The sequence below is a fragment of the Streptomyces sp. NPDC088116 genome (assembly GCF_044741745.1).
Classification (GTDB): domain Bacteria; phylum Actinomycetota; class Actinomycetes; order Streptomycetales; family Streptomycetaceae; genus Streptomyces.
This window is the reverse complement of the sequence record NZ_JBIUTF010000004.1, coordinates 612,042-626,988: the sequence shown is the minus strand read 5'-3', so window position 1 is coordinate 626,988 and position 14,947 is coordinate 612,042. Positions and strand designations below refer to the sequence as shown.

Annotated in this window: 13 protein-coding genes; 6 read left to right on the top strand and 7 right to left on the bottom strand. The window is 69.1% G+C overall.

What is annotated here, in order from left to right:
• Positions 1-54 precede the first annotated feature (54 nt).
• A complete protein-coding gene (locus ACIOJD_RS19695) occupies positions 55-963 on the top strand; it encodes a YceI family protein (RefSeq protein ID WP_401915076.1) in 909 nt (302 codons plus the stop codon).
• 102 nt (positions 964-1,065) lie between these two features.
• Entirely contained in the window at positions 1,066-2,319 is a 1,254-nt protein-coding gene (locus ACIOJD_RS19690) for an MFS transporter (RefSeq protein WP_401915073.1), read from the top strand.
• Positions 2,320-2,398: 79 nt separating this feature from the next.
• Here the strand turns inward: ACIOJD_RS19690 and ACIOJD_RS19685 are convergent, their stop codons facing one another.
• Entirely contained in the window at positions 2,399-2,869 is a 471-nt protein-coding gene (locus ACIOJD_RS19685; RefSeq protein ID WP_401915070.1) for a hypothetical protein, read from the bottom strand.
• Between the two features lie 10 nt (positions 2,870-2,879).
• Positions 2,880-3,599 carry a hypothetical protein gene (locus ACIOJD_RS19680; RefSeq protein ID WP_401915067.1) on the bottom strand — a complete coding sequence of 240 codons (720 nt, stop codon included), beginning with the start codon at positions 3,597-3,599 and terminating at the stop codon, positions 2,880-2,882.
• Between the two features lie 442 nt (positions 3,600-4,041).
• On the opposite strand from ACIOJD_RS19680, the gene ACIOJD_RS19675 reads away from it, so the two are divergent.
• On the top strand, positions 4,042-5,268 hold the full coding sequence (locus tag ACIOJD_RS19675) for a serine hydrolase domain-containing protein (RefSeq protein ID WP_401915066.1): 1,227 nt from the start codon (positions 4,042-4,044) through the stop codon (positions 5,266-5,268).
• A 104-nt stretch (positions 5,269-5,372) separates the two neighbouring features.
• Here ACIOJD_RS19675 and ACIOJD_RS19670 read toward each other — a convergent pair whose 3' ends face one another.
• From ACIOJD_RS19670 to ACIOJD_RS19655, 4 genes are all read right to left on the bottom strand, one after another.
• Positions 5,373-5,963 carry a TetR/AcrR family transcriptional regulator gene (locus ACIOJD_RS19670; RefSeq protein ID WP_401915064.1) on the bottom strand — a complete coding sequence of 197 codons (591 nt, stop codon included), beginning with the start codon at positions 5,961-5,963 and terminating at the stop codon, positions 5,373-5,375.
• A gap of 266 nt (positions 5,964-6,229) precedes the next feature.
• A complete protein-coding gene (locus ACIOJD_RS19665) occupies positions 6,230-7,759 on the bottom strand; it encodes a helix-turn-helix domain-containing protein (RefSeq protein ID WP_401915061.1) in 1,530 nt (509 codons plus the stop codon).
• A 207-nt stretch (positions 7,760-7,966) separates the two neighbouring features.
• Positions 7,967-8,170: a DUF4236 domain-containing protein gene (locus ACIOJD_RS19660; RefSeq protein WP_401915059.1), complete on the bottom strand. Its 204-nt coding sequence runs from the start codon at positions 8,168-8,170 to the stop codon at positions 7,967-7,969.
• 150 nt (positions 8,171-8,320) lie between these two features.
• Complete coding sequence (locus ACIOJD_RS19655) at positions 8,321-8,710, bottom strand: peptidase inhibitor family I36 protein (RefSeq protein WP_401915056.1); 390 nt, start codon at positions 8,708-8,710, stop codon at positions 8,321-8,323.
• 341 nt (positions 8,711-9,051) lie between these two features.
• Between ACIOJD_RS19655 and ACIOJD_RS19650 the strand changes: the two genes are divergently transcribed.
• Positions 9,052-9,681, top strand: coding sequence for a dihydrofolate reductase family protein (locus ACIOJD_RS19650; protein ID WP_401915055.1), 630 nt, complete (start codon positions 9,052-9,054; stop codon positions 9,679-9,681).
• Positions 9,682-9,768: 87 nt separating this feature from the next.
• Here ACIOJD_RS19650 and ACIOJD_RS19645 read toward each other — a convergent pair whose 3' ends face one another.
• The gene (locus tag ACIOJD_RS19645; protein ID WP_401915557.1) at positions 9,769-10,680 is read right to left on the bottom strand and encodes an alpha/beta hydrolase; all 912 of its coding nucleotides are present in this window, start codon (positions 10,678-10,680) and stop codon (positions 9,769-9,771) included.
• Between the two features lie 199 nt (positions 10,681-10,879).
• Between ACIOJD_RS19645 and ACIOJD_RS19640 the strand changes: the two genes are divergently transcribed.
• Complete coding sequence (locus tag ACIOJD_RS19640) at positions 10,880-11,785, top strand: helix-turn-helix transcriptional regulator (protein ID WP_401915052.1); 906 nt, start codon at positions 10,880-10,882, stop codon at positions 11,783-11,785.
• Positions 11,786-12,057: 272 nt separating this feature from the next.
• Positions 12,058-14,772, top strand: a complete 2,715-nt coding sequence (acnA, locus tag ACIOJD_RS19635) for an aconitate hydratase AcnA (RefSeq protein WP_401915049.1) — start codon at positions 12,058-12,060, stop codon at positions 14,770-14,772.
• Positions 14,773-14,947 lie beyond the last annotated feature (175 nt).

The window sequence follows — 14,947 nt, the reverse complement described above, 5'->3', positions numbered from 1 at the left end:
CGCCACGAGCACCACCCGCTCAATGACCACCACGCACACGAATGAAGGGTCACCATGGGCCTCTCGCTACTCAGGCGCAACAAGGCGAAGGGCAGCCGCAAGGAAACCCCGCTGCTGTCCCGGGTCCCTCTGACCGCAGGAGTTCTCGCCCTCGAAGTCGCCGGTCCCGTCGGTCATCCGCTGGACGGCGCCGAGGTCCAGGTGAAGGCGAACCACACCGGACACGTGGTGATGAGGGGCCGTACCGACCCGTTCGGCACGCTCACCATCGGCCTGCCCACCGGGCGCTACTCCGTACTGATCACGGCCGACGGTCTGCTGCCCGTCCAGACCACGGTCGAGATCTTCGCCGGCCGGCAGAACCTGTCGCGGATCGCGATGGAACACTCCCGCCCGCTGGAGCCGCCGGAGCCCGGCATCTGGCTCTTCGACCCGCCGCACACCGCCATCCGGTTCATCGCCCGCCACGTCGGTATGGCCAATGTGCACGGCCGGTTCACCCGCTTCGAGGGCGGCGTACAGGTCGGGGAACGGCCGCAGGACTCCTACGCGGAGTGCACCATCGACGCCTCCAGCCTCACCACCGGAAACAAGACCCGCGACGACCACCTGCGCTCCGCGGACTTCCTCGACGTGGAGAACTACCCGCACATCTACTTCGTCAGCCACCGCTTCCAGCCCCGGCCGGGCAACAAGTGGACCATCCACGGCAGCCTCACCCTGCACGGCAACAGCCGCTCCGTGCAGCTGGAGACCGACTACCTCGGATCCGTCAACGGCGGCTACGGCGAGGAACTGCGGTGCGCCGCCAAGGCCCGGACCGAACTCCACCGGGAGGAGTACACGCTGAATTGGGGGAATATGCTCGCCAGGGGCATCGCGATCGTGGGGCCCACCGTCCAGCTGGAGCTGGACGTCCAGGTGATGTACCGCTGCGACGAGACCCCGACCCCGCCGGAATAGCCTCCGGTCCGCTGCTCGGCTGTTTGCTCTCGCCGTCTCCGACCCGCTTTGATGCCGGTGGTCGGCGTGCGGCTGTTCGGGGCGGCGAGAGGCGTATCGGGGATGGCGGGCAGACGGGCGCTGGGGCGCCCATTCGGTTGGTTATGGGCGTCGTTCGCGGTCAGCTCGTACGGCACAGGGCTCGGGTTCGGCGCGTTCGCCCTGATCGCGGTCCTCGCGCTGGACTCCGGACCGGCCCAGGTGTCGGCGCTGGCCGCCGCGGGGCGGGCCGTCGGAGCCCTGGTCGCGGTGCCGCTCGGCCCGTGGGTGGAGTTCCGCCGTAAACGGCCGGTCATGGTGGCGATGGACCTGATCCGCTTCGCGGCGCTGATGAGCGTCCCCGCCGCGTTCGCGCTCGGCCGGCTCGGTTTCGCCCAGCTCCTCGTCGTCTCCGTCGTCGTCGCCGCGGCCAACATCGCTTTCAACGCGGCCAGTGGCGCGTATCTGAAGGCGCTCGTTGCGCCGGAGGACCTGCTCGTCGCGAACAGCCGGTTCGAGTCCACGACATGGACCTCGACCATGCTCGGACCACCGCTCGGCGGGGTCGCGATCGGGCTGTTCGGCCCCGTGACGACCGTGGTGGCCAACGCGGCCGGCTACCTGCTCTCGGCGCTGGGCATCCGCGCCATCGGCGGTACGGAACCGAGCCCCGCGCGAACCGGTGCACCGCGGCTGCGAGCACGCGATCTGCTCGAAGGCTGGCGTCATATCCTCGGCCACCCCACGCTGCGTCCGCTGTTCTTCAACTCGATCCTGGTCAACGGCCTGATCATGGCCTCCGAGCCGCTGCTCGCCGTCATCCTGCTGGACCACCTCGGGTTCGCACCCTGGCAGTACGGTCTCGTCTTCGCGGCCCCGTGCGTCGGCGGCCTGGTCGGCTCACGCCTCGCGCACCGGCTCGTGGCCCGGTTCGGGCAGCACAAGATGATGCTCACCGCCGGAACGCTGCGCGCGTGCTGGCCCCTCGGACTTGCGTTCGTCCAGCCCGGAGTCCCCGGGATCGTGCTCGTCATCGCCGTCCAGCTCGGCCTGGTGACCTGCTGCGGCCTGTTCAACCCGGTACTCGCCACCTACCGGCTCGGCCACACCGAACCCGACCGGGTCGTCCGCACCCTCTCCGCCTGGTCGATCAGCAGCAGCGCGGCCATCGCGGCCCTGACCGCCCTGTGGGGCCTGCTGGCCGCCGTCACCGGCCCCCGCACCGCGATCGCGGCCGCCGGAGTCCTCCTCCTGGCCACCCCGCTGCTGCTCCCGCGCCGCGAGAACGCGCCCGGCGGCAAGCCCGCCGTAGTCCAGGAAGCCGTCGACCGCGCCTGACACCGGAGCCTCGACTCCGGTTCCGGGCGGGCCGGGTGGCCCGGGGGAGCACCGAGCCTTGGCATGCGGCTCGGCGTGCCTACGGGGTGGGGAGGATCGGTCGGGACGTGCTGTTCCGGGGACAGACCCACGAGGCGGTGCCGTTCACCACTCGGGCCGTCGCCGGGTGGGTGTGGCGGGGGACCGGGCAGGGGGGCGCCGGGGAGCCGCCGGTGTTCTCCAGCACGCTGTCCTGCAACTGGTCGGCCAGTAGCGCCACCGCGTCGTCCTCGCTCATGGCCAGGTCGACGAGCACACTGGTCGAGGCCTCGTCCGCGTACTCCAGAGTCACGCGCACAACAGTGACGTCGTCCTCCGGCGTGCCCTGCGCGCGGCTGCTCACGCCCCCGTGCGTCCGCAGGCTGGAGGTGAACCCGGCCGGTCCGCTCGCGAGGCCGGGGGCGTCCGCGGACTCCGCCGGTGTGACGTCCAGCGTGTGCCCGGGAGGTGCGTCGAGCTGGCGGAGGATGCTCTCGGCCCAGTCGCGTACGGAGTCGGTGTCGAGGTTCATCGTGGGCCGGCTACTTCTTCGCCTTGACGTCCGCGGCCCAGGTGAGGGTGCCGGTACCGGGCTTCCCGCCGATGTTCACCCGGAACGTCATGTGGTCCTGGAACTGCACGTGGTCACCATGCTTCACCGGCTTGAGCGTGCCGTGGAAGTGATAGTTCTTCGCCACCACATGGCCCGCGTTGTTCGGCTTCCGCTTGCCGTTGTTCCACCATGACACACCCTTCTCGGTGACCTTGCCGGTGATGACGGCCCGCACCTGCGCGGAGATCTTGTAGCCCCAGTTGATCGTGTGGTGATGGCAGTTGAAGCGGGCGTTCAGGGTACCGCGGGCGTCGCTCCAGCTCGGGTTCTTGTCGCATCGTAATGTCGCGGGGCCTTTCGCCCTGCCGGTGGCGTCCGGTCCGCCGGCGGCGTCGGCCGACCGGCCGGAGTTGAGTTCTCCGACCGGTGCACCGAGGAGGCCGGCGATCCGCCTGCGGTCGGCCGACGACAGCTTCTGGGGTGTGCCGCCGGTGGCCGCGTCCAGGGTGAGGCTCAGCGTGGACTCCGTCGCCTCGGTGAACTGTGTGGCTTTGAAGGTCTGTTCTCCCGCCCGTGGCGCCTGTGCGGCCGCGCGGTCTCCCGTACGTGTCTGACCGGCGGCGCCCGCCAGGGCGGTGGTGATCCCGGTTGCCGAGATCGCCAGGGCGGCACAGGTCGTGACGGCGGCCTTTGTCCACGAAAGACGCATGATGCGGTTCCCCTCGTTCGCTCGCTGCGATGACGTCCGTGATTTTTCCACCCGGGAGTTCCGATCATTGGTGAAACATGAATGAAAGGTGTGTTCGAGACAGAGGGGTGAAGGTGATCCGCCGTACCTCAGATGCACCCGTGTGCGAATCGCCCGTGATGACGATGCGTCAGAAACGTATCGGTCGAAGGGTGGAGCGCCGGCGGCCCGTCGGAAGGATGCGCCACCCGACCGGAGTTCGGAAGAATCGTCCCTTCGTGGAGCGAGCGGACGGGAGGAGTGGCCGGATGGCAGGCGACCGGACGGCGCGTGAGCTGGCTCCGAATGAATTGGCGTCATATTCCGTGGTGGCACGCGACGTTGTGCCCCATGGCAAGAAGCCGCATGACGTGATGACACGTACCGCGATGTCGAGTGACCGGATGCCAGGAGAGAGACCCGCATGAGATTCGCCCGGATCGTAGGCGCCGCTGTGGGCGCCGCACTGTTGTTGACCACCTCCGTGTCCACGGCCTCCGCCGCGTCGGACACCGGGGCAGGACTGGACCGGGGCGCCCTGCGCGGCAGCCTCGACGCCGTCCACGCGGCCGGCATGTACGGCGCCTTCTCCTCCGTGCGCGAGGGCGACCAGCGGTGGACCGGAGCCACCGGGGTGGCGGACGTGGACACGGGGCGCCCGGTCGAGCCGGGCATGCGCCAGCGGATCGGCAGCATCTCCAAGACGTTCACTGCGGTCGCCGTACTCCAGCAGGTGGAACGTGGCCGGATAGCCCTCGACGCGCCCGTCGCCGACTATGTCCCGGACCTGATCCCGGGGGAGCGGGGCCGGACCGTCACCGTACGGATGCTCCTCAACCACACCAGCGGCATCGGCGATTACATCGTCGGCGCCTTCCCCTCCCTCGCCGACGACTCGGTCGCGAGCCTCGACGAGGAGCGCTTCCGCTCGATCCGCCCCCAGGAACTCGTACGGTTCGGCCTGGCGGCCCCCGCCACCGGCAAGCCGGGTGAACTCCCCGGTACGTACGCCAACGCCAACTATGTGATCGCCGGACTGATCCTGGCGAAAGTCACCGGCCAGGACGCCGAGACGTACATCACCCGCAACGTCATCGACCGGGCCGGGCTGCGCCACACCGGCTACCCGCGCACTCCGTACATCGCCGGACCGCATCCCCGGATGTACGAGTCCTGGTACGGCCTGATCGACCCGCCCCGCGACTACAGCGTCTACGACATGTCCTGGGCGAACACCGCCGGCGCGGTCGTCTCCACCACGGACGACCTGAACCGCTTCTACCGCACCCTGCTCGGCGGCGGGCTGATCGGCCCCGCCGCCCTCACCGAGATGCTCCGCACGGTCCCGGTGAGCGGGATGAAGTACGGGCTCGGCATCTACGCCCTCGACCTGCCCTGCGGCCGTTTCTGGGGCCATGACGGGGCGGTCTTCGGTGCCGGGACGTACGCACTGTCGAGCCGCGACGGCAAGCGCCAGTTCTCCATGGGCTGGAACCTGATGAAGTACCAGCGGTTCAACGCGGACGGCACGGCTCAGCCGAGTCCGATCGACGACGCCATCGTCGGCCATCTGCTGAAGGCGCTCTGCCCGGACGCGCCCGCGACCGCGCGGCAGTCCCTGCCCGAGGGCCTGCCCGGCGCGGATCTGTAGCGGCCGGGGGGCCGGGGGCGGTGGTCCGTCCCCGGCCGATGCCCTTGCAGGTACGTGCAGTTGGCAAGAGCTGAAGTGTTGCCGAGGAGGGCGAGGGGCGCGGGTCAGCGCGGTTGCCGCAGTCCTGCGATGAGCCGCTCGACCAGTCGACGTGCGTCGTAGTCGGGATCGCCGTCCGCTCCGATGCAGAGATTCCCGACGCCGCGCATCAGCTCGTAGGCCGTCAGGTCGGACTGGATCTCACCGGAACCGGTCGCGGCGTCGAGCAGTCGGGTGCACACCGGTACGAGGCGGTCGAGGAAATAGGCGTGCAGTGTGTCGAAGCCGGCGTTGTCCGACTGGAGCACGGCGGCGAGTCCGTGTTTGGTGACCAGGAAATCGACGAAGAGGTTGATCCACCGGCCCAGCGCGGCGTGCGGAGTCGCGCTGGTCGCGAGCAGGGCGGGACCGGCCTCGGCGCAGGCGTCGACCTGGTGCCGGTAGACGGCGATGATGAGGTCCGCGCGCGTCGGAAAGTGGCGGTAGATCGTGCCCAGTCCGACGCCCGCCTCGGCCGCGATGTCGCGTACCGGCGCTTCCACGCCTGAGGTGACGAAGACAGCGGCGGCCGCCTCGAGCAGCGTCTCCTTGTTGCGCCGGGCATCCGCCCGCCTGGACGGGGCCACTTGCCCCGTGCCCTCGTCGCTGCCGTTCACCGCGCCGCTCCCTCCGCTGCCGAGCCTGTCCCATGGGCGATATTCCGTATCGCTCCTTCTGGAACAAAGTTCCGTTTTCTTATGATGTCAGAGCAGGGTCCGACGGCCAAGCCACGCGTTGTCGCGGTGGCGCACGCGGAGCTACGAGCGGGGCCGCCGGCTCCTGGCCTCGGCCGCGGCGTTCCGGAGCGGTCCCCCGGCCGCCGCCGCACCCCCTCCTGCCCCGCGGCCTCGCGGGTCGGACACGGTGCGGCGGCGGCCGCCCTTCAGATGTCGCGGAAGATGTCGATCTGCGCGCCCACCGAGTTGAGCCGCTCCGCCAGATCCTCGTAACCGCGGTTGATGACATAGACGTTGCGCAGTACGGATGTGCCCTCCGCCGCCATCATCGCCAGCAGCACGACCACCGCGGGCCGCAGCGCCGGCGGGCACATCATCTCGGCCGCGCGCCAGCGGGTCGGCCCCTCCACCAACACGCGGTGCGGGTCGAGCAGTTGGAGGCGGCCACCGAGGCGGTTGAGGTCCGTCAGATAGATGGCGCGGTTGTCGTAGACCCAGTCATGGATCAGGGTCTGCCCTGTCGCCACCGCGGCGATGGCCGCGAAGAACGGCACATTGTCGATGTTGAGGCCCGGGAACGGCATGGGGTGGATCTTGTCGATCGGCGCCTCCAGTTTGGAGGGCCGTACGGTCAGATCCACCAGCCGCGTACGGCCGTTGTCGGCGGAGTACTCGGGGGTGCGGTCGTGGTCGAGCCCCATTTCCTCCAGTACCGCCAGTTCGATCTCCAGGAACTCGATCGGGACCCGGCGGATGGTCAGCTGGGACTCGGTGACCACGGCGGCGGCGATCAGGCTCATCGCCTCGACCGGGTCCTCGGAGGGGGAATAGTCCACGTCCACGTCGATGTTCGGCAGGCCGTGCACCGTCAGGGTGGTCGAGCCGATGCCGTCGACCCGTACGCCCAGCGCCTCGAGGAAGAAACAGAGGTCCTGCACCATGTAGTTGGACGAGGCGTTACGGATGACGGTCGCGCCGTCGTGGCGGGCGGCGGCCAGCAGGGCGTTCTCGGTGACGGTGTCGCCGCGCTCGGTCAGGACGATGGGGCGGCCCGGTGTGATCGAGTGATCCACCTGTGCGTGGTACAGGCCCTCCGTCGCGGCGATGTCGAGCCCGAACCGGCGCAGCGCGATCATATGCGGCTCGATCGTGCGCGTACCGAGGTCGCAGCCGCCCGCGTACGGCAGCCGGAAGGTGTCCATCCGGTGCAGCAGCGGGCCGAGGAACATGATGATGGAGCGGGTGCGGCGAGCCGCCTCCGCGTCGATCGCCTCCATGTCCAGCTCGGCGGGCGGCACGATCTCCAGGTCCACCCCGTCGTTGATCCAACGGGTGCGTACGCCGATGGAGTTGAGCACCTCCAGGAGGCGGAACACCTCCTCGATACGCGCCACCCGGCGCAGTACCGTGCGCCCCTTGTTGAGCAGCGAGCCGCAGAGCAGCGCCACGCAGGCGTTCTTGCTCGTCTTGACGTCGATGGAACCGGAGAGCCGGCGGCCGCCGACCACGCGCAGGTGCATGGGCCCGGAGTAACCGAGCGACACGATCTCACTGTCGAGCGCCTCACCGATGCGCGCGATCATCTCAAGGCTGATGTTCTGGTTGCCCCGCTCGATGCGGTTCACGGCGCTCTGGCTGGTAGCCAGGGCCTCGGCGAGTTGGCTCTGTGTCCAGCCACGATGCTGACGGGCGTCACGGATGAGCTTGCCGATGCGTACGAGGTAGTCGTCTGCCATGGGTGAAGGCTATCTCATATGTGAGATAAGAGCCTTGCTGGGATGGGCCGTCGGGGTGACGGCAGCCCGGACTCCGATCCTCCGAGCCCGGGGCAATGCCTGCCACCGATGCGCCGCCGAACGGGGTACGGAAACCGCCGTACGGGGTAGGGGCACCAGCCGTACGGCGTGCGGGAATCGCCGTACGGCGGTGCGGGAACGGCAGCCTCAGCGGTCGCGCCGCTTGGTCGTCGTCCTGCGCCATCCGAACGGTCCCGGCAGATCCAGCGACGTCGTCCGCCGCCCGGTGCTGCTCGTCGTGTGCCGAGGGCCGTGCTTGCCGCCACCGGTGGTGATGGACCAGGAGCGCCGGTTGATGTTGAGCCGTACCCCCGGCAGGATCCGGAAGCTCTTGCGGAATGTGAGCGGCATCTGCGCCTCCTTCGTCGGGAGTACGTGTTACCCGCGTGCGCCGATGCATGTCCTGACGGCCGGTCCGACGTCTCTCCGGATCCGCCGTCTCTCCGGATCCGCCGACTCTCCGGAACCGCTGTCTCTCCGGAAAGCCGTACGTGTGACGGTCTACTGCGGCTTGAAGGAGCGGATCTGGTAGCTCCCCTGGAGGTTGCCGCCCTGTCCGGCCGGGGTCGAACCGACCCGTGCGTTGTAGTTGGTCTTTGTGTAGTACTGAACGCGATGGCCGGTCGAGTTCCACAGGGAGCGGACATTCTGCCCCCGCTGGATGAAGGAGCAGTTGTCGGCAGTGTTGGCTTTCCTGCTGTCCGGCCATTGGCAGCGTGTTCCGCCGCCCTTCCAGTCGCTGTAGATACAGAAGTTCCCGGGAGAGCAACTGTATGCGGCCTGCGCGCTGTTGGTGGCTCCGGCGCGGTCGGTCGCGGTCGCGGTGGGGCCGGTGCCGAGGCCACCTGCCAGGGCGATCGAGGCCACGACGAGCGCGGTGATCCGGTTCATGGGAAGAACCCCTTTTCCTGATGGCGTCCGGGACGGTAGAAGCCTGGCACGGGCGGGACATGCGCGGGCAGAGGCGAAACGGGGGCGCCCGAAGCGCACACCGCCGCCCGCGGCACGCCTCTGCCCCCGGCGCGATCTGCCGCGCTTGCCGCCTCCCCGCCGCCTCGCCACGCGCCCGCCGCCTCGCCACGCGCCCAAGGGCCCGGAAGCGCCCCTGGGCGCGTGGCGATGAGTTCTCACCGCCCGGGGAGTCAAAACGGGTACAAGCGGATATCGAGTGCAGGCGGATACCTGGTACCGGGCTCCGGCGGATTCCGCACACCACCCCGAAAGGCGGCATCATGAGCAAGCTGATCGTCACCGCGTTCGTCACCCTGGACGGCGTCATGCAGGCACCGGGCGGTCCGGGCGAGGACGTCGACGAAGGCTTCGAGCACGGCGGCTGGCAGGTCCCGTACGTCGACGAGGATTTCATGGACCTCATGATCGGGATCTTCGAGCGGACCGCCGACCATCTCCTGCTCGGCAGGGAGACCTACGACATCTTCGCCGGCTACTGGCCCCGCGTCACCGACGAGAACAACCCGATCGCCGTGAAGCTCAACTCCATGCCCAAGTACGTCGCCTCGCGCACCCGGGACAACCTGGAGTGGAACAACTCCCACCTGCTGAAGGGCGAGGCCGCACAGTCCGTCGCACGGCTCAAGGAGCAACTCGACGGCGTGATCATGACGCAGGGCAGCAGCGCTCTCATCGGCACCCTCCAGGAGCACGACCTCGTCGACGAGTACCGGCTGCTCGTCAACCCCGTGATCCTCGGCACCGGCAAGCGGCTCTTCCACGAGGGTGCCGCCCCCGCCGCCTGGAAGCTCACGGAGTCCCGCACCAGCAGCGTGGGCGTGCAGTACTGCGCCTACGAACGGGCGGGGAAGCCCGTCTACGGATCCTTCGAGCTGGACGAGCAGGAGTGAGGATGCCCGACCTTCCCGGACGGCAGGCCGGGTTCGTCCGCCTGGCTACTCACCGGTCGGTGAGATCCACGGATCGGCGGCCCACCCCTACGCCTGCCGGAAGAAGCCGGTCAGCTTTTCGACCGCGAGCCCGACGTACGGCTCCTTGTCGTAGAGATCGACGTGACTGGCGCCGTCGATCCAGTGGAGTTCCTTCGGGACGCGGGCGTTCTGGAACGCTTCCACGCTCATCCAGGAGGTCACCGCCTCGCGTCCGGCGATCATGAGGAGCGGGCGGGGCGCGATCAGCTGGGCGAAGCGGAAGGCGTCGAAGCAGGCCATGCGGTCGATGCTGGACCAGGTGAAGGCCTTCGCCGAGCGTGAGTGCTGAGCGCGGTCGGAGCAGTAGTACTCCCAGCCCTCCACGGCGTGACGGCCACCCAGCGCGCGGGCCTGCTCGGCCGTGTCGGGGAAGAGCGGGAACGTCTGGACTCCCTCACCGCGGGCCTCGGCGGTCCGTGCCGCCGAGGCCGCGGTGAGCATGTCCTGGAAGACGGCCGGGTCCTGGGTGCCGTCGGCGCCTTCGCGGAACTGGCGGGCGATGTCCGTGGCGCTGACGGTGGCGACGGCCTTGATCCGGTGGTCGGACGCCGTCGCGGCGAGGGCGTAGCCGCCGGAGGCGCAGATGCCCAGCGCTCCGACGCGGTCCGCGTCGACCTCGTCACGGGTGGTGAGGAAGGAGACCGCGGCCTTGATGTCCTCGACCCGGTGGGCCGGGTCCTCCAGGCCGCGTGGCTCGCCCTCGCTCTCGCCCTGGTAGGCGGCGTCGAACGCGAGGGCGACGAAGCCTTGCTCGGCCAGGCGAAGCGCGTACAGGGCGGCGGTCTGCTCCTTCACGCCGCTGCCGGGGTGGCCGACGACGATCGCCGGGCGCGGGCCGACGGCCCCGTCGTCCGGCGTGTACAGGTGGCCGGCGAGGTTCAGACCGGCGCTGGGGAAGGTGACGTCGGTTCTCACGATGGTGCTCCGATCACAGAGGGACAGGCTCACAGAGGGACGGCTCGCGGTGGGACGGGCTCGCGGTGGGCGGGCTCCGGTGGCCTCCCGCCTGGCGGCCACACATCCACGGTGGCGTCGGCGCGTGAGGGGTACCAGGGAGGGCGCTGCCTATGCACGCCAGTACCAGGCGCGCGGCCGTCCGTCTGCGGACACTTGAGTCATGGAACTCCAGGACAACGCTTCCGGCGGCAACGAGCTCGGCGACTTCCTGCGTTCCCGCCGCGCCGCCCTCACCCCGCACCAGGTCGGCCTTCCCGACGACGGCCGTCCACGCCGGGTACCGGGCCTGCGCCGCGAGGAGCTGGCCCAGCTCGCACACGTGAGCATCGACTACATCGTCCGCCTGGAGCAGGGGCGCACCCGCCGGGTCTCCCGCCCGGTCCTTGACGCGCTCGCCGACGCACTGCGACTCGCCGCGGACGAACGCGCCTACCTCTTCACCGTCGCCGACGTCGCCCCCGGCGCTCCCACGCCGAGACCGGGCAGGCAGCAGGTCGACCCGCAGCTGCGGCAGATGCTCGCGGCCATGCACGACATCCCCGCCATGATTCTCAACCGGCGCATGGACGTCCTGGCCTGGAACCGGGGCGCGGCGGCCCTGCTCACCGACTTCGGCGCGCTCGCCCCGCCCGAACGCAACCTGATCCGGCTGACCTTCCTCGACGACGCCTACCGCGCGCTGTACGCGGACTGGCCGCGCGCCGCGCGCGAGTGTGTGGCCGTTCTGCGCATGGAAGCGGGCCGCCACCCCGAAGATCAGGTCATCGCCGCGCTGATCGGCGAGTTGAGCATGCGCGATCCGGACTTCCGTACCTGGTGGGCCAGTCACCGGGTCCGCGGTCCGCGACAGCTCACCAAGACCTACGTCCACCCCGTCGTGGGGAGCATCACCCTGGATGTCCAGCAGTTCTCCGTCGACACGCAACCCGACCAGCAACTGGTCGCGTACACCGCCCCACCCGACTCTCCCTCCCAGGAAGCACTGCGTTTCCTCCTCCAGTGGGCGGCCCGCCCCGACCAGGCGAACGGCAGGCCGGCCACGTACGACAGCCGCCACGGGAAGTGATCAGGGGCGCGCGCCCCGGAACGAGCCAGGCGGTGAAGAACGCGACGCCGCCGCGCGGCGTACGGGGCCGAGAGGTCGGACCGACCCGAGCCTGGGCATGACCGAGCGGCGGTCATGTACTAGAGTTATCTCGACATCGAGATATCTACCGAAGGCGTACCGCAGCCGCCGATCTGTAAGGGTTACCTAACTAAGCCTTACCTTAGCGGATCGACGAAGAATCGTGGCGGCAGCATGGCAGTAGTACGCGCACATTGATGAAGGAGACTGTCGTGTCGGCGAACAGCTTCGACGCCCGCAGCACGCTGCGCGTGGGCGACGAGTCCTACGAGATCTTCAGGCTGGACAAGGTCGAGGGGTCAGCCCGCCTCCCTTACAGCCTGAAGGTGCTGCTGGAGAACCTCCTCCGAACCGAGGACGGCGCGAACATCACCGCCGACCACATCCGCTCCGTCGGCTCCTGGGACTCCCAGGCGCAGCCGAGCCAGGAAATCCAGTTCACCCCGGCCCGCGTGATCATGCAGGACTTCACCGGTGTGCCCTGTGTCGTGGACCTCGCCACCATGCGTGAGGCCGTGAAGGAGCTGGGCGGCGACCCGGCGAAGATCAACCCGCTGGCCCCGGCCGAGCTGGTCATCGACCACTCCGTCATCGCCGACAAGTTCGGTACGGCGGACTCCTTCGCGCAGAACGTGGAGTTGGAGTACGGCCGTAACAAGGAGCGCTACCAGTTCCTGCGCTGGGGCCAGACCGCCTTCGACGAGTTCAAGGTCGTCCCGCCCGGCACCGGCATCGTCCACCAGGTCAACATCGAGCACCTGGCCCGTACGGTCATGATCCGTAACGGCCAGGCGTACCCCGACACCCTCGTCGGCACCGACTCCCACACCACCATGGTCAACGGCCTCGGCGTGCTGGGCTGGGGCGTCGGCGGCATCGAGGCCGAGGCCGCGATGCTCGGCCAGCCCGTCTCGATGCTCATCCCGCGCGTCGTCGGCTTCAAGCTGACGGGCGAGCTGCCCGCCGGCACCACCGCCACCGACCTGGTCCTCACGATCACCGAGATGCTGCGCAAGCACGGCGTCGTCGGCAAGTTCGTGGAGTTCTACGGTGAGGGCGTCGCCGCCACCTCCCTCGCGAACCGCGCCACCATTGGCAACATGTCGCCGGAGTTCGGCTCGACCGCCGCGATCTTCCCGATCGACGACGAGACGCTGAAGTACCTGCGCCTGACCGGCCGCAGCGACCAGCAGGTCGCCCTGGTCGAGGCGTACGCCAAGGAGCAGGGCCTCTGGCTCGACCCGGCCGCCGAGCCCGACTTCTCCGAGAAGCTGGAGCTCGACCTCTCCACGGTCGTCCCGTCGATCGCCGGTCCGAAGCGCCCGCAGGACCGCATCATCCTGGCCGAGGCCAAGGAGAAGTTCGCGCAGGACGTACGCAACTACGTCTCCGAGGACGAGGAGGCGGGCAAGGAGTCCTTCCCGGCCTCCGACGCCCCGGCCTCCGCCAACGGCGTGCCGAGCCGCCCGACGCTGGTCACGGCCCCCGACGGTTCGACGTACGAGATCGACCACGGCGCCGTCACCGTCGCCGCGATCACCTCCTGCACCAACACCTCGAACCCGTACGTCATGGTCGCCGCCGCGCTGGTGGCCAAGAAGGCGGTCGAGAAGGGCCTGACCCGCAAGCCGTGGGTCAAGACCACCCTCGCCCCGGGCTCCAAGGTCGTCACCGACTACTTCGACAAGGCGGGTCTCACCCCGTACCTCGACAAGGTCGGTTTCAACCTCGTCGGCTACGGCTGCACCACCTGCATCGGCAACTCGGGACCGCTGCCGGAGGAGGTCTCCAAGGCCGTCAACGAGCACGACCTGGCCGTCACTTCGGTGCTCTCCGGCAACCGTAACTTCGAGGGCCGGATCAACCCCGACGTCAAGATGAACTACCTGGCGTCGCCGCCGCTGGTCGTCGCGTACGCCCTGGCCGGCTCCATGAAGGTGGACATCACCAAGGACGCCCTGGGCATCGACCAGGACGGCAAGCCGGTCCACCTCGCGGACATCTGGCCCACCGAGGCCGAGGTCAACGACGTCGTGGCCAACGCCATCGGCGAGGACATGTTCAACAAGTCCTACCAGGACGTCTTCGCGGGCGACGCGCAGTGGCAGGCGCTGCCGATCCCGACCGGCAACACCTTCGAGTGGGACCCGCAGTCCACCTACGTCCGTAAGCCCCCGTACTTCGAGGGCATGACGATGGAGACCAGCCCGGTCGAGAACATCACCGGTGCCCGCGTGCTCGCCAAGCTGGGCGACTCGGTCACCACCGACCACATCTCCCCCGCCGGTGCGATCAAGGCCGACACCCCGGCCGGCAAGTACCTCAACGAGCACGGCGTCGAGCGCCGTGACTTCAACTCGTACGGTTCCCGACGGGGCAACCACGAGGTCATGATCCGTGGCACCTTCGCCAACATCCGCCTGCGCAACCAGATCGCGCCTGGCACCGAAGGCGGCTACACCCGCGACTTCACCGTCGCGGACGCTCCGGTCTCCTTCATCTACGACGCCTCCCAGAACTACCAGGCCGCCGGCACCCCGCTGGTCGTCCTGGCGGGCAAGGAGTACGGCTCGGGCTCGTCCCGCGACTGGGCCGCGAAGGGCACCGCGCTGCTCGGCGTGAAGGCCGTCATCGCCGAGTCCTACGAGCGCATCCACCGCTCGAACCTGATCGGCATGGGCGTGCTCCCGCTCCAGTACCCGGAGGGCGCCTCGGCCGAGGCGCTGGGCCTGACGGGTGAGGAGACCTTCTCCTTCACCGGAGTGACGGACCTCAACAACGGCTCGACCCCGAGCACGGTCAAGGTCACGACGGACACCGGCGTGGAGTTCGACGCGGTCGTCCGTATCGACACCCCGGGCGAGGCGGACTACTACCGCAACGGCGGCATCATGCAGTACGTGCTGCGCAGCCTGATCCGCAAGTAACGGGCAGGGAAGTAGCGGAGAAGGGCGGCGGGTTACCTGTTACGGGTCACCCGCCACCCGGCCGGGGGCCGTGTCCCGTACCTATGTGTACGGGGCGCGGCCCCTCCGCATAGGGGGCGTGCCGGGAAGATCCGGTGGACGTGCGAACCGGTCGACATGCGAACCGGCGGACCTG

Bases quoted from the DNA above. Each gene is read 5' to 3' on its own strand.
- ACIOJD_RS19695 (WP_401915076.1), top strand. From the start codon at position 55: ATGGGCCTCTCGCTACTCAGGCGCAACAAGGCGAAGGGCAGCCGCAAG.
- ACIOJD_RS19690 (WP_401915073.1), top strand. From the start codon at position 1,066: ATGGCGGGCAGACGGGCGCTGGGGCGCCCATTCGGTTGGTTATGGGCG.
- ACIOJD_RS19685 (WP_401915070.1), bottom strand. From the start codon at position 2,869: ATGAACCTCGACACCGACTCCGTACGCGACTGGGCCGAGAGCATCCTC.
- ACIOJD_RS19680 (WP_401915067.1), bottom strand. From the start codon at position 3,599: ATGCGTCTTTCGTGGACAAAGGCCGCCGTCACGACCTGTGCCGCCCTG.
- ACIOJD_RS19675 (WP_401915066.1), top strand. From the start codon at position 4,042: ATGAGATTCGCCCGGATCGTAGGCGCCGCTGTGGGCGCCGCACTGTTG.
- ACIOJD_RS19665 (WP_401915061.1), bottom strand. From the start codon at position 7,759: ATGGCAGACGACTACCTCGTACGCATCGGCAAGCTCATCCGTGACGCC.
- ACIOJD_RS19660 (WP_401915059.1), bottom strand. From the start codon at position 8,170: ATGCCGCTCACATTCCGCAAGAGCTTCCGGATCCTGCCGGGGGTACGG.
- ACIOJD_RS19655 (WP_401915056.1), bottom strand. From the start codon at position 8,710: ATGAACCGGATCACCGCGCTCGTCGTGGCCTCGATCGCCCTGGCAGGT.
- ACIOJD_RS19650 (WP_401915055.1), top strand. From the start codon at position 9,052: ATGAGCAAGCTGATCGTCACCGCGTTCGTCACCCTGGACGGCGTCATG.
- ACIOJD_RS19640 (WP_401915052.1), top strand. From the start codon at position 10,880: ATGGAACTCCAGGACAACGCTTCCGGCGGCAACGAGCTCGGCGACTTC.